Genomic DNA, 21,900 nt, shown 5'->3' with positions numbered 1-21,900 from the left:
TGCGTCTCCCTGGAAACCGACCGGCTGTGATGCCGATCACGATCTTTGTATACCTTTATATTCCCCCCCGATTCGCTCCGTCAAGGGACCAAAGCAACATATTCAGACATGTACCCACACATATGCGGTACGCTCGCGAGCAATCACCCGTGCTACAACCTCCTGGAGGACACGATGAAGGCCCTGCGGTTCTATGCGCCCGAGGACGTGCGCATCGAGGACGTCCCCGAACCCACGTGCGGTCCGGACGAGATCAAGCTCAAGGTCAAGAACTGCTCGACCTGCGGCACGGACGTCAAGATCTTCTACAACGGCCACCAGAACCTCACTCCCCCGCGCACGATCGGTCACGAGATCGCCGGCGAGGTCGTCGAAGTCGGCGCCGACGTGCAGGCGACGTACGGCGGTGACTGGCAGGTCGGCGACCGCGCCCAGGTGATCGCGGCGGTGCCGTGCGGCGACTGCTACGAGTGCAACAAGGGCTGGATGGCCGTCTGCCAGAACCAGACCTCGGTGGGCTACCAGTACGACGGCGGGTTCGCCGAGTACATGATCGTGCCCCAGCAGGTGCTCAAGGTCGACGGGCTCAACCGGATCCCCGACAACGTGGGCTACGACGAGGCCTCCGCGGCCGAGCCGTTCGCCTGCGCGATCAACGCCCAGGAGCTGCTCGGCATCGAGGAGGGCGACTCGGTCGTCGTCTTCGGCGCCGGCCCGATCGGCTGCATGCACATCCGGATCGCCCGCGGCGTGCACAAGGCCGGCAAGATCATCCTGATCGACGTCAACGCCGAGCGGCTCAAGATGTCGGCCGACGCCGTCCAGCCCGACGAGGTCATCAACGGCGCCGAGGTCGACGTCGTCGAGCGGGTCATGGCGCTCACCGGCGGCCGTGGCGCCGACGTGATCATCACCGCGACCGCGGCCAACGTCACCCAGGAGCAGGCCATCGCGATGGCCGCCCGCAACGGCCGGATCTCGTTCTTCGGCGGTCTGCCCAAGACCGACCCGACGATCACGCTCGACTCCAACGTCGTGCACTACCGCCAGCTGCACATCCACGGCGCCAACGGCTCCGCGCCCGAGCACAACAAGCGGGCGCTGCAGTACATCTCCACCGGCCAGGTCCCGGTCAAGGACCTGATCACCGAGCACATCCCCCTCGAGCGGGTGCTCGACGCGTTCGACATCGTCAAGCGCGGCGCCGCGATCAAGGTCACCGTCGAGCCGTAGGACGACGGAGTCGTCCTACGGCGTCCGACGGGGAGGTTGAGCAAGCCCCACGGCCGAGCCTGCGAGGCCGTGACGGGCGCGTCGAAACCCAGGCAGAGGCGCGGAGCAGCCCCCAACGGAAGATGGTTTCGAGGCTCGCTTCGCTCTCACCTCAACCACCGTGGTCGGACAGGCGAAGGGCCCGCGCCGGTTCCGTCCGGCACGGGCCCCTCTCCCCATGTGAAGCGCTCAGCTCACGCTGACGGCGCTCCAAGCTGCGGCGACGGCGCTGCGCTGGGTGCTCGCGGCGCCGTACAGGTCGGTCGCGGCGTTGAGCGTCGCGGTGCGGGCCTGGGCGTAGGTGGTGCCCGAGGTCATGTAGACGTCCAGTGCGCGGAACCAGATCTTCTGGGCCGCGTCGCGGCCGATGCCGGTGACGGTCGAGCCGTTGCACGTCGGCGAGTTGTGGGCGGTGCCACCGATCGTCTTGGCACCCGAGCCCTCGGCCAGCAGGTAGAAGAAGTGGTTGCCGACGCCCGAGGAGTAGTGGACGTCGAGGTTCTTGGTGTTGCTGCTCCAGCAGTTGGGCGAGCTGCCGTCGGCGATGGGGTTGTCCATGCGACGGAAGCCGGAGTGGCTGGCCAGGTCGAACTCCTCGCCGATCAGGTAGTCGGCGGGGTCGTTGGCGTTGGCGGCGTAGAACTCGACCATGGTGCCGAAGATGTCGGAGGTGGCCTCGTTGAGACCGCCCGACTCACCGGAGTAGGTCAGCCCGGCGGTGTTCTCCGTGACGCCGTGGCTCATCTCGTGGCCGGCGACGTCGAGCGAGACCAGCGGACCGAACTCGGTGCCGTCGCCATCGCCGTACGTCATCTTGGTGCCGTCCCAGAAGGCGTTGACGTAGCCGCTGCCGTAGTGGACCCGGCTCGGGGCACCGGTGCCGTTGCCGAAGATGCCGTTGCGGCCGTGGACCAGTTTGAAGTAGTCGAACGTGACCGCGCCGCCGTAGTGGGCGTCGACGGCCGCGGACTCACGGTTGGCGTTGGAGCCGGTGCCGAAGGACGTGTCGGGGCTGGAGTAGGCGACCCCGTTGCTGCAGCCGGACCCGAAGATCTGGCAGAAGATCGAGTCCTCCTTGTTCTGCATGTCGGTCGTCTTGGAGCTGCCGCGGGTGGGGTCGGTGAGGGTGTACGTCGAGCCCGACTGCGTCACCTGGATCGCCACGGTGCCGCTGTAGAGGGACTGTCCGGAGCCGTCGGCGGTCTGGATCTGCTCCTCGCGCCGCAGCACCGAGCCGCTGCGGGCGTCGACGTAGGTGGCCAGCCGACTGGGGGTGCCGTCGGTGTGGCGGCCGAGGGTCGTGATCTCCCAGGCCAGTCGGGGCGTGCCGGCGAGCGCGTCGACGACCAGCCGCGGGGCACCGGCGGCGCGGAGGTTGCGGATGCCGTCGGTGGCCGCGGCCGGGCGCTGCGCGCGGTTCTTGGCCGCGAGCTTGGCCACGGTGGGCTTCGTCGAGAGGGTGAGCGGGACCCGCAGCGTCTGGCTGACGCCGCGCCATCCGGCGTTGGGGCCGCGGTGGACGACGAGGTCGCCACCGAGGACGGGGAGGCCGGCGACCGTGCGGTCCATCCGGACGTGGGTGCTGCCGTCGCGGTCGACGACGGTGTCGACGACGTGGAACTCCTGCTCTGCCGAGGGCAGGGCGGCGACGGGGTGGTGCTGGAGTGCCTGGACGGCGGAGGTGGCCAGGTCCGGTCGACGATCAGCCGATCCGGAGGCACTGGTGGGGGTCTGGAGGCCGAGGGTGCCGGCCGCCAGTGCCGCTGCCGCGGCGAGTCCGAGTGTCGTGCGCATGCTTTCCTCTCAACGGGACGTCACCGAGTCGACGTCGCTGGGAGCACTCTGGCAAGGAAACGCGTTCGCGGGCAGTCCTGAGGCACTGCACGTACCTGCACTGCACAAAGATGCAGGAAACTCCGGGTAACAGGAACTTAGGCGAGATCGAGGAAGTGCTCGAGCCCCACCGTGAGCCCGGGGTGGGCGGCGACCTGGCGGACCCCGGTCAGGACGCCCGGGGTGAAGGACGCGCGATCCATCGAGTCGTGCCGGATCGTCAGTGTCTCCCCCACCCCGCCCAGGATGACCTCCTGGTGGGCGACCAGGCCGCGCACCCGGAGTCCGTGCACGCGGATCCCGGCAACGTCGGCGCCCCGCGCACCTTCGATGCTGGTGGTCGTGGCGTCGGGCGGAGCCGGCAGCCCGGCCTCGCGGCGCGCGGCTGCCACCAGCTCCGCCGTACGACGTGCGGTGCCGGAGGGTGCGTCGGCCTTGTCGGGGTGGTGCAGCTCGACGATCTCGACCGACTCGTAGAAGGGCGCGGCGACGGTGGCGAAGCGCATCATCAGGATCGCGCCGATGGAGAAGTTGGGGGCGACCAGGACACCGACGCCCGGGGCCGCCGCGAGCCGGTCGCGGAGGACCGCGAGGCGCTCGTCGTCGAAGCCGGTGGTGCCGACGACCGCGTGGATGCCGTGGTCGATGCAGAACGCGAGGTTGTCCATCACCACGTCGGGGTGGGTGAAGTCGACGACGACCTGCGCCCCGCCCTCGACGAGCGACCCGATCGGGTCTCCCTGGTCGACTGCCGCCACGAGCTCGGTGTCGGCGGCGGCCTCGACCGCGGCGCACACCTCGGCGCCCACCTTGCCGCGTGCTCCCAGCACGCCCACCCTGATCTTCTCGGCCACGCCCCCAACCTAGCGAACCCCCCACCGATCGAAACCCGGCGTGACGATCACGACTGCCGCGTCGGCATGGCACCGGTGCACGGTGACCCCTGCTTCTGGCAGTGTGGGGCCATGCCGGCGAACACCATCCCGACGAGGATCCGCTGGGCCGTGGACTTCATGGACGTCCAGCCCACCGACCACGTCCTCGAGATCGGCTGCGGCCCAGGCGCCGCCGCCGAGCTGATCTGCGGGCGCCTGGTCAGCGGCAAGCTCTTCGCGATCGACCGCTCCGAGTCCGGGGTCGACCGGACCAAGCGCCGCAACGCGGTCCACATCGAGTCGGGGCGGCTCACCGTGCGCCAGATCGACCTGGCCACGCTGCGGGTGCCCGTGAAGCGGCTCACCAAGGTCTTCGCGTTCAACGTCAACCTGTTCTGGGTGCGTGACTGCGTCGACGAGGTGGCGCTGCTGCACGAACGCGTCCTGCCGGGCGGCTCGGTCTTCCTGTTCTACGAGGCCACCCGCCCCGAGGAGGTGCCCCGGATCCTCGAGCGCGCCTCGGCGGCGCTCACCGGTGGCGGCTTCCGCGTGTCGGTCATCGACCAGAAGCAGCCCGCGGTCGTCGGCATCATCGGGCGCCGATAAGCCCCCTGCCTTATCAGGCTAGATATTAGTCTGTGACCTAATGTAGGGTGGACATCAGGAACAAGCCTGATGTGGAGGTGAGGATGATGGTCCCGGCAGTGCTCACGGCCGACCAGAACGACAGCCGCACCGGCCCCGACCTGGTCCCCACCGCCATCGAGAGCCTCAGCGCGCTCCCCCTGCTGCGCCCCTTCGAACGCACCGCGGGCGACGAGATGCAGGGGGTCCTCGACGACCCCGCCGCGCTGACCCGCGCGATCGAGCTGCTGCTCCGCGCCGGCCGCTGGAACATCGGCCTCGGCTTCGGCCGGGTCGAGGAGCCGCTGCCCGACTCCACCCGGGCCGGGCGGGGCGAGGCGTTCCTCCACGCCCGCGAGGCGGTCACCTCCGCCAAGAGCAGCCCCTGGCACATCCGGGTCGTCGACGGCACCGGCGCCGGGCCGGCGCGCGCCCTCGAGACCACTCTCTGGCTCTGGGCCGCGGTGCTCGCACGTCGTACGCCGCGGGGCTGGGAGGTCGCCGACCTGGTCGAGGGCGAGGGTCTCTCCTACGAGGAGGCCGGGCGCCGCCTCGGGATCAGCCAGTCCGCGGTCAGCCAGCGCGCCCAGCCCGCCGGCATCGTCGAGGGCCGCCGTGCCCGCGAGCTCGTGACCTACCTCGCCACCCAGCTGATGGAACCCCCGGAGGCGACATCATGACCGCCACCGAGGCCGGCAGCCTGGTCCTCGCCCTGCTCGGTGCCGGGGTGGTCGCCGCCGGCTGGGGCTGGACCCGGGCCGGGCGCCAGATCTGGCCACCGATCTCGCTGGTGCTCGTCGTCGCCGCGCTGGCGGTCGCCGCCCCGGCCCACGTCACCGACGAGACCCCGACCGGGATCGGCGTCACCCTGGCCGTGCTGCTCGCCGTGATGGGCGGCGGACCGGTCACCGGGTGGGTCTTCGCGTTCATCGACCGGCACGACGACCCGGGGCAGCCCTCCATGCGTGACGCCGGCACGGTGCTGCGTGGGGGCGCGTGGATCGGCGCCCTCGAGCGTCTCGCGATCGTGGGGAGCCTGCTGGCCGGCTGGCCCAGCGGCGTCGCGCTCGCCCTGGCCCTCAAGGGGCTGGGGCGCTACCCCGAGCTGCGCAGCCAGGACAACCCGGGCACCGCCGAGCGGTTCATCATCGGAACCTTCACCAGCGTGCTCTGGGCGGCCGGGTGCGCGGGCGTCGTCCTGCTGCTGACGTAGGGGGTCAGCCGCCCTCAGGACCGACGACGGCGAGGATCTCCGGAGCGGAGAACACCGCGGCGGCGACCTCTCGCACCTCGTCCAGGGTGACGGCGTCGATCTTGGCGAGGACCTCGTCGATCCCGAGCAGCTCGTCGTGGACCAGCTCGGCCTTGCCGATGCGCGACATCCGCGAGCCGGAGTCCTCCAGTCCGAGCACCAGTCCCCCGCGGAGCTGACCCTTGCCGCGGGCGAGCTCCTCCTCGGTGATCCCGTCGGCGGCGAGCTTGGACAGCTCGGTGCGGACGGTCGCGAGGACCTCGTCGAGCTTGGAGGGCAGGCAGCCCACCGAGACACCGACCACGCCGGAGTCGGCGTAGTGGCTCGCGAACGAGAACACCGAGTAGGCCAGCCCACGGCGCTCGCGCACCTCCTGAAACAGCCGGCTCGAGGTGCCACCGCCCAGCGCGGTGTTGAGTACGCCGAGGGCGAACCGCCGGTCGTCGTGGCGCGCCAGTGCCTCCATGCCGAGGACCAGGTTGACCTGCTCGAAGGGCCGGCTGGCCGTGACCGTGCCGGGCCACACCCGGGCCGGACGGCGCGAGGCGCGCGGCGGGGCCGGGGTGGAGGCGCCGCTGAGGAAGTCGCGGCGGCCGAACGCACGGCGTACGCGGCGTACGACGGCGGCGTGGTCGAGGTTGCCGGCCACCGAGACCACCATGTTGGGAGCGCGGTAGTGGCGGCGGTAGAAGCGCACGATCTGGGCGCGTGTCATGGCCTCGATCGACTCCACCGTGCCGGCGATCTGCCGACCCAGCGGCGACGCGGCGCCCCAGGCCTGCTCGGCGAAGAGGTTGTGGACCACGTCGTCGGGGTCGTCGTCGTGCATCGCGATCTCGTCGAGGATCACGTCGCGCTCCGCCTCGACGTCCTCGTCGTCGATCCGCGAGCTGGTGATCATGTCGCCCAGCACGTCGATGGCCAGCGAGAGGTCCTCGTCGAGCACCCGCGCGTGGAAGCAGGTGTACTCCTTGGCGGTGAACGCGTTGAACTCCCCGCCGACGGCGTCGAGGGCGATGGAGATGTCGAGTGCGGTGCGCTCCTGGGTGCCCTTGAACAGCAGGTGCTCGAGGAAGTGGGAGCAGCCGTGCAGCTGGGGCGCCTCGTCGCGCGAGCCGACCCCGACCCAGACGCCGACGCTCGCGGAGCGGACGCCGGCGAGCTGCTCGGTGACGACCCGGAGACCGCCGGGCAGCACGGTACGACGTACGCGCGAGGTCACCTGACCGTCACCGTCGCGCACGGTCAGCAGGGTGCGGGTGGAGCCGACCTGCTGGGCGCCCGCCGAACGGCCGGCCCCCCGAGAAGGCGTCGACCCGCCCGAAGCAGGCTCCGGGCGGGTCGACGGTGAAGCGTTGGTCACTCGGTGTCCGTGGCCCCGGTGTCGGCGCCAGCCTCGGCGTCCGAAGACCCGGCCTCGTCGGCCGCGTCCTCGACGACGGGGATCAGCGAGAGCTTGCCGCGGTCGTCGACCTCGGCGATCTCGACCTGGACCTTCTGGCCCACGGACAGGACGTCCTCGACGGCCTCGACGCGCTTGCCGCCGGCCAGGCCACGCAGCTTGCTGATGTGCAGCAGGCCGTCCTTGCCGGGCATCAGCGAGACGAACGCACCGAAGTTGGTCGTCTTGACGACCGTGCCGAGGTAGCGCTCGCCGACCTCGGGCATGGTCGGGTTGGCGATCGCGTTGACGGCCTGGCGGGCCGCCTCGGCCGCCTCGCCGTTGGTCGCACCGATGTAGATCGTGCCGTCGTCCTCGATGGACAGCGACGCGCCGGTGTCGTCCTGGATCTGGTTGATCACCTTGCCCTTCGGGCCGATGACCTCACCGATCTTGTCGACCGGGATGCGGACCGTGATGATGCGCGGCGCGTGCACCGACATCTCCTCGGGGACGCTGATCTCCTCGTTCATGACCGCGAGGATCGCCGTGCGGGCGTCCTTGGCCTGGTTGAGGGCAGCGGCGAGGACCTCGGCGGGGATGCCGTCGAGCTTGGTGTCGAGCTGGAGCGCGGTGACGAACTCCGGGGTGCCGGCGACCTTGAAGTCCATGTCGCCCATGGCGTCCTCGGCACCGAGGATGTCAGTCAGCGCGACGTACTCGGTCTTGCCGTCGACCTCACCGGAGATGAGACCCATCGCGATGCCGGCGACGGGGGCCCGGAGCGGGACACCGGCCTGCAGCAGCGACAGGGTCGAGGCGCAGACCGAGCCCATCGAGGTGGACCCGTTGGAGCCCATGGCCTCGGAGAGCTGACGGATCGCGTAGGGGAACTCCTCGCGCGTCGGCAGGACGGGGAGCAGCGCACGGCGCGCGAGCGCACCGTGGCCGACCTCGCGGCGCTTGGGCGAACCCACGCGACCGGTCTCGCCGGTGGAGAACGGCGGGAAGACGTACTTGTGCATGTAGCGGCGCGACTTCTCCGGGGAGAGCGTGTCCAGCTTCTGCTCGAGGGTGAGCATGTTGAGCGTGGTGACACCCAGGATCTGGGTCTCGCCGCGCTCGAACAGGGCCGAGCCGTGGACGCGCGGGATCACGCCGACCTCGGCGTGCAGCGGGCGGATGTCGGCCAGGCCGCGGCCGTCCATGCGAACCTTGTCGCGCAGCACGCGGGCGCGCATGAGGGACTTCGTGACCGACTTGAACGCGGCCCCGATCTCCTTCTCGCGACCCTCGAACTGGGCGCCGATCTGGTCGAGCAGCGACGCCTTGACGGTGTCGAGGGCGGCCTCGCGCTCGAGCTTGTCGGCGATGACCAGCGCGGACGTGGCGCCCTCGGAGGCGGCGGCGAACACGGCGTCGTAGACGTCGTCCTCGTAGTCGAGGAAGACCGGGAACTCCTGAAGCGGCTTGGAGGCTTCCTTGGCCAGCTCGGCCTGGGCCTCGCACAGCTGCTTGATGAAGGGCTTGGCCGCGTCGAGACCGCCGGCGACGACCTCCTCGGTCGGGGCCTGGGTGCCGCTCTGGACGAGGTTCCAGGTCTGCTCGGTGGCCTCGGCCTCGACCATCATGATCGCGACGTCACCGGTGTCGGTGACCCGACCGGCGACGACCATGTCGAAGACGGCGTTCTCGAGCTGGCTGTAGGTCGGGAACGCGACCCACTGGCCCTCGATCAGGGCGACGCGGACGCCGCCGACCGGGCCCGAGAAGGGCAGGCCGGAGAGCTGGGTGGACAGCGACGCGGCGTTGATCGCCAGCACGTCGTAGGGGTGGTCGGGGTTGAGCGCCATGACCGTGATGACGACCTGGACCTCGTTGCGCAGACCCTTCTTGAAGGTCGGGCGCAGGGGGCGGTCGATCAGGCGGCAGGTGAGAATGGCGTCCTCACCGGGACGACCCTCGCTGCGGAAGAAGGAGCCGGGGATCTGGCCCGCGGCGTACATCCGCTCCTCGACGTCGATCGTCAGGGGGAAGAAGTCGAAGTGGTCCTTGGGGTGCTTGCCGGCCGTGGTGGCCGAGAGCAGCATGGTGTCGTCGTCGAGGTAGGCGGTCACCGAACCGGCGGCCTGGCGGGCGAGGAGCCCGGTCTCGAACTTGACGGTGCGGGTGCCGAACTTGCCGTTGTCGAGAACGGTCTCTACGGCGGAGATGACGGGTTCTGTCACGTTGATCTTCCTGTTCGCGGTGCGATCCGCGACTGCGCACACGATGCCCCGGCAGTTTGCTGGGGCGGTGGCCGATCTTCGATCGAGACCCGCAGCAGGCCGGCGTACCGGGCTCCTGAAGATCACTACCGAGGACCGGGCCTGCGGTGGCGCGGATCGCTCCTGAGATGGTGTTGTTCAGTTGTGGCGTTCTGATCTTGCGTTGCGTACTGCCTGCAATGCAGCGTTGGGACCCACCTGACGGTGAGTCCCAACGATGTCAGCGGCGCAGTCCGAGGCGCTCGACGATCGAGCGGTAGCGCTCGATCTCGGTCTTGCGCAGGTAGTTGAGCAGGCGGCGACGCTGCCCGACCAGCAGCAGCAGACCACGACGGCTGTGGTGGTCGTGCTTGTGCTGCTTGAGGTGGTCGGTGAGGTGCGCGATGCGGTAGCTGAGCAACGCGATCTGCACCTCCGGCGAACCGGTGTCGCCGTCGGTCGTGGCGTACTCGGCCATGATCTTCTTCTTGGTCGCTGCGTCGGTTCCGATCGACATGCGGCTCCTTCTGGTTCACTCGTTGCGCGGCGCGCCGGGGCCTGTTCACCCGGGCACTCTCGTTCCGCGGCCGTTTCACGGCAGGGGTGTCGCCCTAGGGCAACCGAGGAAGCGTATCGCGCGGGCCGATCAGGCCCAAAAATGCGGCGCTCGACGTGGCACGATGCGGGACGTGGGCATCCTGACCGAGTCACCCGTCGCGTCCGACTTCTCCGGCACCCGCCTCGCGGCGTGCAACCTGTGCGAGGCGATCTGTGGCCTCGAGCTGACCATCGAGCGGGGCACGGTGACCTCGATCCGGGGTAACGAGGCCGACCCGCTGTCCCGCGGCTACATCTGCCCCAAGGGCGTGTCGATGGCCGACGTCTACACCGACCCCGACCGGCTGCGCCGCCCGATCCGGCGGGTCGGCGACGAGTGGGTGGAGATGGGCTGGGACGAGGCCTACGACCTGGTGGCCGACCGGCTCGCCGCCACGATCACCGAGCACGGCCGCAATGCCGTCGGCGTCTACCTCGGCAACCCGAGTGCCCACTCGCTCGGCTCGGCGACCCACGGCACGGCGTTCGTGAAGTCGCTGCGCACCCGCAACCGGTTCAGTGCCTCCTCGGTCGACCAGATCCCGCACCAGCTCATCGGCTGGCAGCTCTACGGCCACCAGCTGCTGCTGCCGGTGCCCGACCTCGACCGCACCTCCTTCTTCCTGGTCTTCGGCGCCAACCCGATGGCGTCCAACGGGTCGCTGATGACGGCGCCCGACTTCCCGCAGCGGCTGCGTGACCTCAAGGCGCGCGGCGGCCAGGTGGTGGTCATCGACCCGCGCCGCACCGAGACCGCCAAGGTGGCCTCCGCCCACCACTTCGTCCGCCCGGGCACCGACGCGGTGGTCCTCCTGGCGATGCTGCACGTGCTGTTCGAAGAGGGCCTGACCACGCCGCCGTCGTACGTCGACAACGTGGCGCGCGTCGAGGAGCTGGTCCGAGAGTTCATCCCCGAGCGCGCCGAGCCCGTGAGCGGCGTGCCCGCCGACGTCATCCGCCAGCTCACGCGCGACTTCGCGGCCGCCGACGGCGCGGCGGCGTACGGCCGGATCGGTGTCTCGACCCACGGCTTCGGCTCGATCTGCCAGTGGGCGATCCAGTGCCTCAACCTGCTCACCGGCAACTTCGACCGCGAGGGCGGCGTGCTGTTCCCCGAGCCGGCGGTCGACATCGTCGGGCGCCGCGTGATCGGGCCGGGCCACTTCGACGTCTGGCGCAGCCGGGTGCGCGACATCCCGGAGTTCGCCGGCGAGCTGCCCGTGTCGACGCTGCGCGAGGAGATCGAGACGCCCGGCGAGGGCCAGATCCGCGCGATGGTCACGATGGCCGGAAACCCGGTCCTGTCGACGCCCGACGGCCGGAGCCTCGCCCGGGCGTTCGAGGGGCTCGACTTCATGGTGGCCGTCGACATCTACCTCAACGAGACCACGCGCCACGCCGACGTGATCCTGCCGCCGACCTCGGCGCTGGAGCGCGACCAGTACGACCTCGTCTTCCACAACCTGGCGGTGCGCAACACCTCGCGCTACACCCCGGCCGTGTTCGCCAAGGACGACGACCAGCGCCACGACTGGCAGATCTTCGGCGCCCTGGCGTCCCGGCTGCAGAAGCGGCTCGACACCTTCGCGCCGCTGCGGGCGCGAGTGATCGCGCGGGCGCGGATGACCGCGTCACCGGCCGTCGTGCTCACCGGCCTGCTCGCCACCGGGCGCAAGGTGTCGATGCGTCGGCTGCGGGCCAACCCGGCCGGCGTCGACCTCGGGCCGCTGCGCCCGACCATGCCCGAGCGGCTCCAGACCAAGGACAAGCGGATTGACCTCGCCCCGGCGCTGGTCGTCGGTGACTTCGACCGGCTCCGCACCTCGCTGGCGTCGGGGTCCTCGGCCGGTGCCGACGAGCTGCTGCTGATCGGCCGCCGGCACAAGCAGGACTGCAACTCCTGGATGCACAACACCCCCCGGCTCACCCGCGGCAAGCCGCGTCACCACCTGCTCATGCACCCCGACGACCTCGCCGCCCGCGGCCTCACCGACGGCGCCCGGGTCACGGTCACCTCGCGCGTGGGCTCCGTCGAGGTCGAGGCCACCGGGGTCGACGACATGATGCCGGGCGTCGTCTCGCTCCCCCACGGCTACGGCCACCAGGTCGCCGGCACCCGTCTGGCGCACGCCCAGGGGGTGCCCGGGGTCTCGATCAACGACCTCACCGACCCCGAACGTCTCGACGTGTCCGGCAACGCCGCGCTCAACGGCGTACCCGTCACGGTGAGTGCGGCGCCTGTCCACTAGCGCGTCGCCAGCTCGTACGCCGGATCCTCGACCTCGACCTCGACGCCGCGCGGCGTCACGGGTCGCCGGGGCCACCAGGCGCGGTCGCCGAGCAGCACCAGGGCGGCCGGCCGAGAAGGCCGTCGCCGAGCACATCAACAGCATCTTCACCAAGCTCGACCTCCCCGTCGCCGGCGACGACCACCGCCGGGTTCGGGCGGTGCTCGCCTGGCTGCGGGCGTAGGCGCGGCGGATCTCAGCAGCTGCTGAAATCCCCGTCGTTCCGGGGGGTTGCAACTCCCCGGAACGACGGCGAAAGGTCCGGAACCTCCCGGCTCAGCCGGCCAGCAGCGCCAGCACCGCAGCGCGACCGGCGGCGGGGTCATCGGCGCCGAGGGCGGCCTCGGCCACGTCCTCGCACTGCTCGAAGGTGGTCGAGGCCAGGCGGGCGCCGACCGGTCGTACGGCGGCGGCCGCCATCGACAGCGACGTGACGCCCATGCCCACCAGGGCGCAGGCGAGCAGCGGGTCGGCGGCAGCCTCGCCGCAGACCCCGACGGGCTTGCCGGCGTGACGCCCGGCCTCGGCAGTGATCGCGATCAGCTGGAGCACGGCCGGCTGCCAGGGGTCGGTGAGGTGGGCCAGGTCGGTGGCCATCCGGTCGGCGGCCATCGTGTACTGCGTCAGGTCGTTGGTGCCGATGGAGAGGAAGTCGACGACCTCCAGCATCCGCGGCGCGAGCAGCGCGGCGCTGGGCACCTCGACCATGACGCCGGCCTTCAGCCCTCGGTTGCGCACGGAGTCGGCGAACTCACGCGCCTCGGCGACGGTCGCGACCATCGGCGCCATCACCCACGTCTCGGTCCCGGTGCGCTCGGCCGCCAGTGCGATCGCGTCGAGCTGGCGCTCGAGGAGACCGGGGTTGTCGAAGGAGAGCCGCAGCCCGCGGACGCCGAGCGCGGGGTTCTCCTCACCCTCGTGGGTCGCGAACGCGACCGGCTTGTCGCTGCCGGCGTCGAGGGTGCGGACGACGACGTAGCCCTTGCCCTTGAAGGGCTCGAGGACCGCGGCGTAGATGTCGGCCTGCTCCTCGACCGACGGCTCCTCGGCCCGGTTGAGGAAGCAGAGCTCGGTGCGGAACAGGCCCACGCCCTCGACGGGCGCCTCGGAGGAGGACAACGACGACGGGCCGTCGGCCACGTTGGCGAGCAGCTTGACGGGCAGGCCGTTGGCCGTGCGTCCCGGCCCGATCCACGACGACAGCGCGGCGCGGGCCTTCAGGTCGGCCGCGACGAGGCGCTGGGCCTCGGCGGCGTCGGGGTTGAGCAGCACGGTGCCCGCCCTGCCGTCGACCAGCATCGGGGTGCCGGCCTCGACGTCCATCACCCCATGGGTGCCGACCACGCACGGGATGCCGAGCTGGCGGGCGATGATCGCGGTGTGGCTGGTCGGCCCACCGCGCTCGGTGACGAGCGCGAGCACGACCTTCGGGTCCAGCCCGGCGGTGTCGGCCGGCGCGAGGTCCTCGGCGACGACCACGGACGGGTGGTCGGGGTCGGGCACGCCGGGCTCGGCCTCACCGACCAGGCGGGCGACCAGACGGCGCTCGATGTCGCGCAGGTCCGTCGCGCGCTCGGCCATCAGCCCACCCATGGACGTGAACACGACGACGAACTGCTCCACGGCGGCGTGCACCGACTCCAGCAGCGGCTGTCCCCCACGCAGCGACTTGCGCACCGCGCCGCGCAGTCCCTTGTCGCGCACCAGCCCGGCGCTGGCGGTCAGCACCTCGGTCGCGGCGCCCGAGGCCGCCTGCGCCTTCGTGGTGAAACCGTGGGCGACGGTGTCGACCGCCGCGTCGTACGCCGCCAGCGCCGCGTCCTCGTCGGCGAAGCCTCCGTCGCCGAACCGCCGGACCGCCTCGGGCGAGATCTCAGCTCGCACCACGAGGGCTGGACCGAACGCCAGACCGGGCACGACGGGGGTTCCAGAGAGGGTCGCCTGGGAGGAGAGTGAGTCGGTGAGCATGCTCACAAGTAAAACGCTCGAATGCTTGACAGTCAACAGAAACAGACGTAAAACAACATATACAAAGACGCGAGTGAAGGAGGCCCGGGCCTGATGACAATGTACGCCGAGGAGCGCCAGCAGGCGATCGCCCAGCTGGTGGCCGCACGCGGCCGGCTGTCGGTCAACGCACTGGCCGAGGAGTACGCCGTCACCACCGAGACCGTCCGGCGCGACCTGACCGCGCTGGAGCGGCTGGGCCTGGTGCACCGCGTCCACGGCGGGGCGGTGCCGGCCGGCGCGCTGGCCGCGATCGAGTCCGGGCTCGGTGAGCGCGACGCCGCCAACACCGAGAACAAGGACCGGATCGCCCGCGCGGCCGTTGCCCTGCTCCCCAGCTCGGGCGGCACCGTGCTCTTCGACGCGGGCAGTACGACGATCCGCGTGCTGAGCCACCTGCCCCGCGACCACCGGCTCACGGTCGTGACCCACGCCGTCCCGATCGCGGCCCGGCTGGTGTCCTACCCCCAGGTCGAGCTGCACCTGCTGCCCGGGCGCGTGCGCTCCACGACGCAGGCCGCGGTCGGCGCCGACACCGTGGCCGCCCTCGACGACCTGCGCGCCGACCTCGTGTTCCTCGGCACCAACGGGCTCTCGGTCGACCACGGCCTGACCACCCCCGACCGCGACGAGGCGGCCACCAAGCGGGCGCTCGTGCGGGCGTCGCAACGGGTCGTCGTACTGGCCGACTCGAGCAAGCTGGGCCGCGAGCTCGCCGTCCGCTTCGCCACCCTCGACGACGTCGACACGTTGGTCACAGATGCCGGCATCCCCGATGACATCCGCACCGCGCTGGAGCGCGCCGACGTCGAGGTCGTGATCGCATGATCGTCACCCTCACGCCCAACCCCAGCATCGACCGCACGGTGACGTTGGCCGGCAAGCTGCGCCGTGGCGCGGTCCAGCGGGCCGAGACGGTCACGTCGCAGGCCGGTGGCAAGGGGGTCAACATCTCGCGGGCCGCGATGAAGGCCGAGGTCCCGACGCTCGCCGTGCTCCCCGCCGAGCACGACGACCCGTTCGTCGTCGAGCTGCGGACCGCCGGAATCCCGAGCGAGGCCGTCCGCCCGGCCGGCGCGATGCGCGTCAACATCACGATCAGCGAGCCCGACGGCACGACCACCAAGCTCAACAGTCCGGGCCCCACCGTCACCTCCGGCGACCTGGCCGACCTGGCCGAGGCCGTCGCGCGACAGGCCGCCAGCGCCGACTGGGTGGTCCTGGCCGGCTCGCTGCCGCCGGGCGCACCCGACGAGTGGTACGCCGATCTCGTGGCCACCCTGCGCCGCGGCCGGGCCCGCGTGGCCGTCGACACCAGCGACGCACCTCTGCGGTCGCTGGTCGACCGGCTGGCCCACGGCGCACCGCACCTGATGAAGCCCAACGGCGAGGAGCTCGCCTCCTTCACCGGAGACGACCCGGTAGCCCTCGAGGCCGACCCGGCCGCCGCCGCCGCGGCCGCGACCTCGCTGGTCGCCGCCGGTGTCGACGAGGTGCTCGTGACCCTCGGGCCCCACGGCGCGGTGCTCGTCAACGCCGCCGGCGCCTGGCACGCCACTCCCCCGCCCACCACGGTGGTCAGCACCGTCGGCGCGGGTGACTCCAGCCTCTTCGGCTACCTCCTCGGGGACCTGCAGCACCTGCCCCCCGACCAACGACTCGCTCTTGCCGTGGCCTACGGCAGCGCGGCAGCCGGGTTGCCCGGCACGACCATTCCCCGCCCCTCCCAGGTCCACCCGAGCCTCGTGCAGGTTCGCGAGGTCCTTCTAGCCCACCGAGGATGAACCCCATGAACGCCCTGATCACCACCGACCTGGTCCGCCTCGACGCGGACCTGGGCTCAGACAAGACCGAGGTGATCCGCGCCCTGGCCGGCGTCGTCGCCCAGGCCGACCGCGCCGTCGACGTCGACGCGATCGTCGCCGACGCCCTCGCCCGTGAGGAGAAGTCGCCCACCGGCCTCAAGGACGGCATCGCCATCCCCCACTGCCGTACCACCGGGGTGGACGTCCCGACCCTGGTGTTCGCGCGGCTCCAGCCCAAGGTCGACTTCGGCGCCAAGGACGGTCCGGCCGACCTGGCCTTCCTGATCGCGGCGCCTGCCGGTGGCGACAACACCCACCTGCAGATCCTCACCAAGCTGGCCCGCGCCCTGGTGAAGCCGGCGTTCACCGACGGCCTGCGCGAGGCCGCGACGCCCGAGGAGGTCGTGGCGCTCGTGGCCGAGGTCGTCGACGCCCCGGCACCCGCGCCCAAGGCCGCGGCCCCCGCAGCGCCCGCGGCCGCCGCCGGGTCCTCCGCACCCGCACCGGAGCGCCGACGTGCCCTCGTCGCGGTCACCGCCTGCCCGACCGGCATCGCCCACACCTACATGGCCGCCGAGGCACTCGAGGCGGCCGCCGAGCGGGCCGGGGTCGACATCCAGGTCGAGACCCAGGGCTCCGCCGGCTCGACGCCGCTCGCGCCCGCCACCATCGCCGCGGCAGACGCGGTGATCTTCGCCGTCGACGTCGGCGTACGCGACCGGGGCCGGTTCGCCGGCAAGCCGGTCGTCTCCTCCGGCGTGAAGCGCCCGATCGACGAGGGCGACAAGATGATCGCCGAGGCCCTCCGCTACGCCGACGACCCCAACGCTCCCCGCGTCGAGGGCACCGTCACCGCCGGCGAGGGCGGCGGCGCCAACGAGAGCTGGGGCGGACGCACCCGTCGCGTGCTCATGACCGGCGTCTCCTACATGATCCCGTTCGTCGCCGCGGGCGGTCTGCTGATCGCGCTCTCGTTCCTGCTCGGCGGCTACGAGATCGTCGGCCCGTACGGCGACATCGCGGTCAACAACACGATCTTCGACCTGCCCGACCCCGAGGCCCTCGGCCTCGAGCACGCCCTGTTCGGCTCCGGACTGATGGCCTACCTCGGCGCCCTTTTCTTCATCATCGGCAAGACCGCGTTCGCGCTGTTCATCCCGGCGTTCGCCGGCTACATCGCCTATGCGATCGCCGACCGCCCGGGCATCGCGCCCGGCTTCGTCATGGGTGGCCTGGCCGCCAACCTGTTCAACGTCGCCGACCCCGAGGGCGTCGCCTTCCCGGCGACCGGCTTCCTCGGCGCCATCGTCGGCGGCGTGCTCGCCGGTGTGATCGCGCACTGGATCGCCGGCTGGAAGGTGCCCACCTGGGCCCGCGGCCTGATGCCGGTCCTGGTCATCCCGCTCCTGACGGCGATCATCGCCGGACTCCTGATGATCGTGGTGCTCGGCAAGCCGATCAACTGGCTGATGACCCAGCTCACCGACGGCCTCAACTCGATGACCGGCAGCAGCGCCATCATCCTCGGCGTGATCCTCGGCCTGATGATGGCCTTCGACATGGGCGGCCCGCTCAACAAGGTCGCCTACAGCTTCGCCGCCGTCGGCGTGGGCGGTGCCTCGCTGGCCGCCGACGCGCCCGAGCTCAAGATCATGGCGTCCGTGATGTTGGCGGGCATGGTGCCGCCGATCGCCCTGGCGCTCGCCACCGTCGTCCGCCCGGGCCTGTTCACCATCCCCGAGCGCGAGAACGGCAAGGCCGGCTGGGCGCTGGGGGCGTCCTTCATCACCGAGGGCGCGATCCCGTTCGCCGCGGCCGACCCGTTGCGGGTCATCCCCGCCATCATGCTCGGTAGTGCGGTCACGGGCGGCCTGTCCCAGGCGTTCGAGGTCAGCGTCCGCGCACCGCACGGCGGCATCTTCGTACTGTTCGCGGTGGACGGCGTGCTCGGGTTCATGATCGCGCTCGTCGCCGGCGTCCTGGTCGGGGCAGCTGCGGTCATCGCCCTGAAGTCCATCGGCACCCCCAAGACCGACCTCGCCACCGTCTGAACCACCCCGCCCAACGAAGGAGAACCATGCCCACCAAGTCCGTCAAAGTCGGCTCCGCCGTCGGCCTGCACGCCCGCCCCGCCGCGATCATCTCCGAGGCCGCCGACGAGCTCGGCTCCGAGGTCCTGATCGGCATCCCCGGTGACGAGCCGGTCGACGCGAGCTCGGCGCTGCTGCTGATGACCCTGGGCGCCGGCAACGGCGACACCGTGGAGGTCTCCGGCGACAACGAGGCCGACGTCGACGTGATCGTGGCGCTGGTCGAGAAGGACCTCGACGCCTAGTCGACCTCTGGGACGGGCCGTCGGTCGCGCAGCGCGAGATAGACCGCGCGCACGCCGACGGCTCGTTCCATCTCACGCATCACACTGCCGAAGAACTGCTCGCGGTAGGTCTCGTCGGTGACCGTGGAGACGGTGAGGTAGAGGCTCGAGAACGCCGCCAGGAACACCGACACCCTGACCAGCTCGGCCGAGACGTGGTCCAGGTGAGGGATGCTGTCGGGCGGGCCACCGGTCCAGTTCTCGACGATGTGCGGGTCCATGATCAACGACCCGAACAGCATGAAGAAGCCGAAGACCGTGACCGCCAGCAGCAGCACCTGAGTGGCCTGGATGACCACCAGCACCAGGATCAGGTTCCAGCGCTCGTAGCCACCCACCTCGGCGTACGACGCCGGGTCGGCGTCGGGGTCGTCGACCAGATCCCGCGTCAGGCTCTCCAGCGGGGTCCCGGCGGTCGACTGCAGCAGCAGCGCCTCGTCGACGTGGTCGTCGGTCCGGTCGACCTCCTCGGGCAGGCGCACCAGGAGGAACGCCCCGGCCAGGGTGCCGAAGAGCAGCGCGACGAGCCAGAGCTCCCCGGTGCCGAGCCACGACGCCACCTCCCAGACCTCCGCGTTGATGAAGAGGAAGGTCACGAAGACCAGCAGCATCGGCAGCGCCCGGGTCATCATGGGCAGCAGGGTGCGCAGGCTGCCGAACGTGCGGGCCAGCGCCCAGGAGACGATCGAACCAGCCTCCAGCGCCGTGAGCGCGTACCAGGCGGCCACCACCCCGAAGAGCGTCCAGAGCGTGGCGGGGAGATAGCTCTCGCCGTCGACGACCAGCGAGAGAGTCACAGCCACCGCCGCTGCGCCCAGGACCGTCACCGCGAGCAACGGCACGATCCGCCGCGGCCGCAGTGCCGCGCGCACCGACGCTCGCTTCTCGGGCACGAAGTAGGTGAGCCCGTGGGTCAGGAACCACGCGTCGGTCGCGGCGATCGGGTCACCGGCGGGTGCGTGGTGCGACACGTCAGCCGCCCACGATCTCGCGCGCACGTCGTACGTCGTCGTCCATCTGCTCCACCAGCTTCTCGACGGACTCGAAGGCGACCATGCCGCGCAGCCGGTCGACGAAGGACACCTCCACCTCGACGCCGTACAGCTCGAGGTCGGTGCGGTCGAGGACATAGCTCTCGACCCGGCGCTCGCGCACGCCGTCGAAGGTCGGGTTGGTGCCGACGCTGATCGCCGCGGGGTAGGTCTCGCCGGTGTCGAGGCGGCGCAGCCGACCGGCGTAGACGCCGTCGGCGGGTGCGGCGGTGAGCCCGTTGGCGGGCACGTTGGCGGTGGGGAAGCCGAGCTCGCGGCCGCGCTGGTCCCCCCGTACGACGACACCGCGCAGCGCGTAGGGGTGCCCCAGCGCCTCGGCGGCGCCGGCGACGTCGCCGGTGGCCAGACAGGTGCGCACATAGGTGGACGACCACACCATCGGCCCGGCGTCGAGCGCGATGCCCTCCGCGGCGAAGCCGTGGGTCTCCCCCAGCTCGGCCAGGGTGCGGGCGTCGCCGGCGGCGCGGCTGCCGAAGCGGAAGTTGGCGCCCACGACCACGACCGCGGCACCGAGGGCGCCGACCAGCACCCGCTGCACGAACTCCTCCGGCGGCCACGCGGCGACGGACAGGTCGAACGGCAGCGCCAGCATGGCGTCGGCACCTCGTTCGGCCAGCAGCTCGGCGCGGCGCTCGACGGTCGTGAGCATCGAGGGCGCGTGCTCGGGCCGCAGCACAGCCATCGGGTGGGGGTCGAAGGTCACCGCGACGAGGGTCAGGTCCTGCTCGTCGGCGAGGGTCCGCGTACGGGCCAGCACCCGCTGGTGGCCGAGGTGGACGCCGTCGAAGTTGCCGATGACGACTGCGGTGGGACCGAGGTCGTCGGGGATCTCGTCGAGGGAGCGCCAGATCTGCACTCCCCGACCCTATCGGCGTGCCCGCGGGATCAGACGAAGACCGCCGCGGCTCGGGCGGTGCCGGCCTTCGGTTCGTAGAGCGCGAGGAACGTGCCGTCGGGCGCGAAGACCGCCGTGAGGCCGTCCAGGTCGAGGTCAAGGGCGCGGCCGAAGCGGACGTCGGCGGCCTGCGCGTCGTCGAGGTCGACGCCCGGGAAGCTCGCCCGGGCGGCCTCGGCGATGGGCACCAGCCGGAACTCGTCGGACAGCCCGTCCAGGGTGGCGGCGGCGGCCAGGTCGAACTCCCCGACCGCCGTACGGCGCAGCGCGGTGAGGTGGCCGCCGACGCCGAGCAGCGCGCCGGTGTCGCGAGCGATGGCCCGGACGTAGGTGCCGCTCGAGCAGCGCAGGGAGACGTCGACGTCGACATGGTCGTCGCCGAGGCGGACCTCCCCGACGCTCAGCTCGTGGATGGTGACCGGCCGCGCCTTCAGCTCGACCTGCTCGCCGTCACGCACCCGCTGGTAGGCGCGCTTGCCGTCGACCTTGATCGCCGACACCGCGGTCGGCACCTGCTCGATGTCACCGACGAACGTCGCCAGCGCGGCGCGCACGGCGTCCTCGGTCACGCCGGCCGTGGACGCGGTGGAGACGACCTCACCCTCGGCGTCGTCGGTCGTGGTCGCGACCCCGAGCCGGACCGTGGCGTCGTAGCCCTTCTCGGTCAGCATCAGGTGGCCGAGCAGGCGCGTGGCCCGGTTGATCCCGAGCACCAGCACGCCGGTGGCCATCGGGTCCAGCGTGCCGGCGTGACCGACCTTGCGGGTGCCGGCGAGCCGGCGTACGCGCGCGACGACGTCGTGCGACGTCATGCCCGGGGCCTTGTCGACGACGACGAGACCGGACTCGGTCGTCACTTCGGGGCGTCGTCCTCGTCGAGCTCGGCGTCGACGTCAGCGTCGTCGCCGACCTCGTCCTCACGGGGCTTCTTGTACGGGTCGGCCTCGCCGGCGTACGTCGTGCCGCGCAGCGCCGCCACGGCCTCGTCGGCGGCGCGGGCCCGGGCGAGCACCTCGTCGAGCGCGCGCGCCTCCTCGGGGAGGGCGTCGTGGATGAACGTCAGCGTCGGTGCGGTGCGGGTGCCGAGCTGCTTGGCCACCTCGGAGCGCAGCACGCCCTTGGCCGACTCGAGCCCCGCGGCGGTGTTGGCCCGCTCCTCCTCGCCGCCCAGAACGGTGTAGAAGAGCGTCGCCTGCTGCCCGTCGCCGGTGAGCCGGACGTCGGTGAGGGTCACGAACCCGAGCCGCGGGTCCTTGATCCGTCGCTCCAGCATCTCGGCCACGACCACGTGGATCCGGTCGGCGATCTTGCGCACGCGTGGGCTGGTCATGCTTCCTACTCTCTCAAATGCGAAATGTGCCGAGTCGGCGCAGATCTCCTGGGGAGATCTGCGCCGACT

General features: G+C 71.3%; 19 protein-coding genes. 9 read left to right on the top strand and 10 right to left on the bottom strand.

Features of this window, described 5'->3' with window-relative positions:
• Nucleotides 1-174 precede the first annotated feature (174 nt).
• On the top strand, nt 175-1,233 hold the full coding sequence (locus BLR90_RS01225) for a zinc-dependent dehydrogenase (RefSeq protein WP_091021821.1): 1,059 nt from the start codon (nt 175-177) through the stop codon (nt 1,231-1,233).
• Nucleotides 1,234-1,461: 228 nt separating this feature from the next.
• Here the strand turns inward: BLR90_RS01225 and BLR90_RS01220 are convergent, their stop codons facing one another.
• A complete protein-coding gene (locus tag BLR90_RS01220; RefSeq protein WP_091021819.1) occupies nt 1,462-3,066 on the bottom strand; it encodes a M4 family metallopeptidase in 1,605 nt (534 codons plus the stop codon).
• 137 nt (nt 3,067-3,203) lie between these two features.
• Nucleotides 3,204-3,959: a 4-hydroxy-tetrahydrodipicolinate reductase gene (gene dapB, locus BLR90_RS01215; RefSeq protein WP_245715086.1), complete on the bottom strand. Its 756-nt coding sequence runs from the start codon at nt 3,957-3,959 to the stop codon at nt 3,204-3,206.
• 111 nt (nt 3,960-4,070) lie between these two features.
• Between dapB and BLR90_RS01210 the strand changes: the two genes are divergently transcribed.
• The 3 genes from BLR90_RS01210 (at nt 4,071) to BLR90_RS01200 (ending at nt 5,817) form a co-directional block, all read left to right on the top strand.
• A complete protein-coding gene (locus tag BLR90_RS01210) occupies nt 4,071-4,586 on the top strand; it encodes a class I SAM-dependent methyltransferase (protein WP_091023140.1) in 516 nt (171 codons plus the stop codon).
• 83 nt (nt 4,587-4,669) lie between these two features.
• A complete protein-coding gene (locus BLR90_RS01205; RefSeq protein ID WP_091021817.1) occupies nt 4,670-5,284 on the top strand; it encodes a sigma factor-like helix-turn-helix DNA-binding protein in 615 nt (204 codons plus the stop codon).
• Nucleotides 5,281-5,817 (top strand): hypothetical protein, encoded by a 537-nt coding sequence (locus tag BLR90_RS01200; RefSeq protein ID WP_091021815.1) that lies wholly within the window; start codon nt 5,281-5,283, stop codon nt 5,815-5,817. Before BLR90_RS01205 ends, BLR90_RS01200 begins: the two co-directional genes overlap by 4 nt.
• Nucleotides 5,818-5,821: 4 nt before the next feature.
• Here the strand turns inward: BLR90_RS01200 and BLR90_RS01195 are convergent, their stop codons facing one another.
• The 3 genes from BLR90_RS01195 to rpsO form a co-directional block, all read right to left on the bottom strand.
• Complete coding sequence (locus BLR90_RS01195) at nt 5,822-7,099, bottom strand: M16 family metallopeptidase (protein WP_245715085.1); 1,278 nt, start codon at nt 7,097-7,099, stop codon at nt 5,822-5,824.
• A gap of 116 nt (nt 7,100-7,215) precedes the next feature.
• Complete coding sequence (locus tag BLR90_RS01190) at nt 7,216-9,465, bottom strand: polyribonucleotide nucleotidyltransferase (RefSeq protein WP_091021811.1); 2,250 nt, start codon at nt 9,463-9,465, stop codon at nt 7,216-7,218.
• A gap of 259 nt (nt 9,466-9,724) precedes the next feature.
• Complete coding sequence (gene rpsO, locus BLR90_RS01185) at nt 9,725-10,000, bottom strand: 30S ribosomal protein S15 (RefSeq protein ID WP_091021809.1); 276 nt, start codon at nt 9,998-10,000, stop codon at nt 9,725-9,727.
• Nucleotides 10,001-10,172: 172 nt separating this feature from the next.
• On the opposite strand from rpsO, the gene BLR90_RS01180 reads away from it, so the two are divergent.
• Entirely contained in the window at nt 10,173-12,329 is a 2,157-nt protein-coding gene (locus BLR90_RS01180; RefSeq protein ID WP_245715084.1) for a molybdopterin-dependent oxidoreductase, read from the top strand.
• 315 nt (nt 12,330-12,644) lie between these two features.
• On the opposite strand, the gene ptsP is transcribed toward BLR90_RS01180, so the two are convergent.
• Nucleotides 12,645-14,336, bottom strand: coding sequence for a phosphoenolpyruvate--protein phosphotransferase (gene ptsP / locus BLR90_RS01170; RefSeq protein WP_091023138.1), 1,692 nt, complete (start codon nt 14,334-14,336; stop codon nt 12,645-12,647).
• A gap of 93 nt (nt 14,337-14,429) precedes the next feature.
• Here ptsP and BLR90_RS01165 point away from each other — a divergent pair, with 93 nt between their 5' ends.
• Genes BLR90_RS01165 through BLR90_RS01150 form a run of 4 tightly spaced genes read left to right on the top strand, consistent with a single transcriptional unit; the run spans nt 14,430 to nt 18,515 of the window.
• Nucleotides 14,430-15,203: a DeoR/GlpR family DNA-binding transcription regulator gene (locus BLR90_RS01165; RefSeq protein WP_245715083.1), complete on the top strand. Its 774-nt coding sequence runs from the start codon at nt 14,430-14,432 to the stop codon at nt 15,201-15,203.
• Nucleotides 15,200-16,159: a 1-phosphofructokinase family hexose kinase gene (locus tag BLR90_RS01160; RefSeq protein WP_091021802.1), complete on the top strand. Its 960-nt coding sequence runs from the start codon at nt 15,200-15,202 to the stop codon at nt 16,157-16,159. The genes BLR90_RS01165 and BLR90_RS01160 overlap by 4 nt, the downstream gene beginning before the upstream one ends.
• A 5-nt stretch (nt 16,160-16,164) precedes the next feature.
• Nucleotides 16,165-18,231, top strand: coding sequence for a PTS fructose transporter subunit IIABC (locus tag BLR90_RS01155; RefSeq protein ID WP_091021801.1), 2,067 nt, complete (start codon nt 16,165-16,167; stop codon nt 18,229-18,231).
• A gap of 26 nt (nt 18,232-18,257) precedes the next feature.
• Nucleotides 18,258-18,515, top strand: coding sequence for an HPr family phosphocarrier protein (locus BLR90_RS01150; RefSeq protein ID WP_091021799.1), 258 nt, complete (start codon nt 18,258-18,260; stop codon nt 18,513-18,515).
• On the opposite strand, the gene BLR90_RS01145 is transcribed toward BLR90_RS01150, so the two are convergent.
• From BLR90_RS01145 to rbfA, 4 genes are read right to left on the bottom strand one after another with little or no spacing between them, the layout of a single operon-like run.
• Nucleotides 18,512-19,525, bottom strand: a complete 1,014-nt coding sequence (locus tag BLR90_RS01145; RefSeq protein ID WP_091021796.1) for a hypothetical protein — start codon at nt 19,523-19,525, stop codon at nt 18,512-18,514. The genes BLR90_RS01150 and BLR90_RS01145 overlap by 4 nt on opposite strands.
• 1 nt (nt 19,526) lies before the next feature.
• Nucleotides 19,527-20,462: a bifunctional riboflavin kinase/FAD synthetase gene (locus BLR90_RS01140; RefSeq protein ID WP_091021794.1), complete on the bottom strand. Its 936-nt coding sequence runs from the start codon at nt 20,460-20,462 to the stop codon at nt 19,527-19,529.
• A 29-nt stretch (nt 20,463-20,491) separates the two neighbouring features.
• Complete coding sequence (gene truB, locus BLR90_RS01135) at nt 20,492-21,358, bottom strand: tRNA pseudouridine(55) synthase TruB (protein ID WP_091021792.1); 867 nt, start codon at nt 21,356-21,358, stop codon at nt 20,492-20,494.
• A complete protein-coding gene (rbfA, locus tag BLR90_RS01130; protein WP_091021790.1) occupies nt 21,355-21,831 on the bottom strand; it encodes a 30S ribosome-binding factor RbfA in 477 nt (158 codons plus the stop codon). The genes truB and rbfA overlap by 4 nt, the downstream gene beginning before the upstream one ends.
• Nucleotides 21,832-21,900: the final 69 nt, after the last annotated feature.

Source organism: Nocardioides szechwanensis (genome assembly GCF_900103935.1).
GTDB lineage: Bacteria > Actinomycetota > Actinomycetes > Propionibacteriales > Nocardioidaceae > Nocardioides > Nocardioides szechwanensis.
This window is presented reverse-complemented; position numbering and strand designations above follow the sequence as displayed.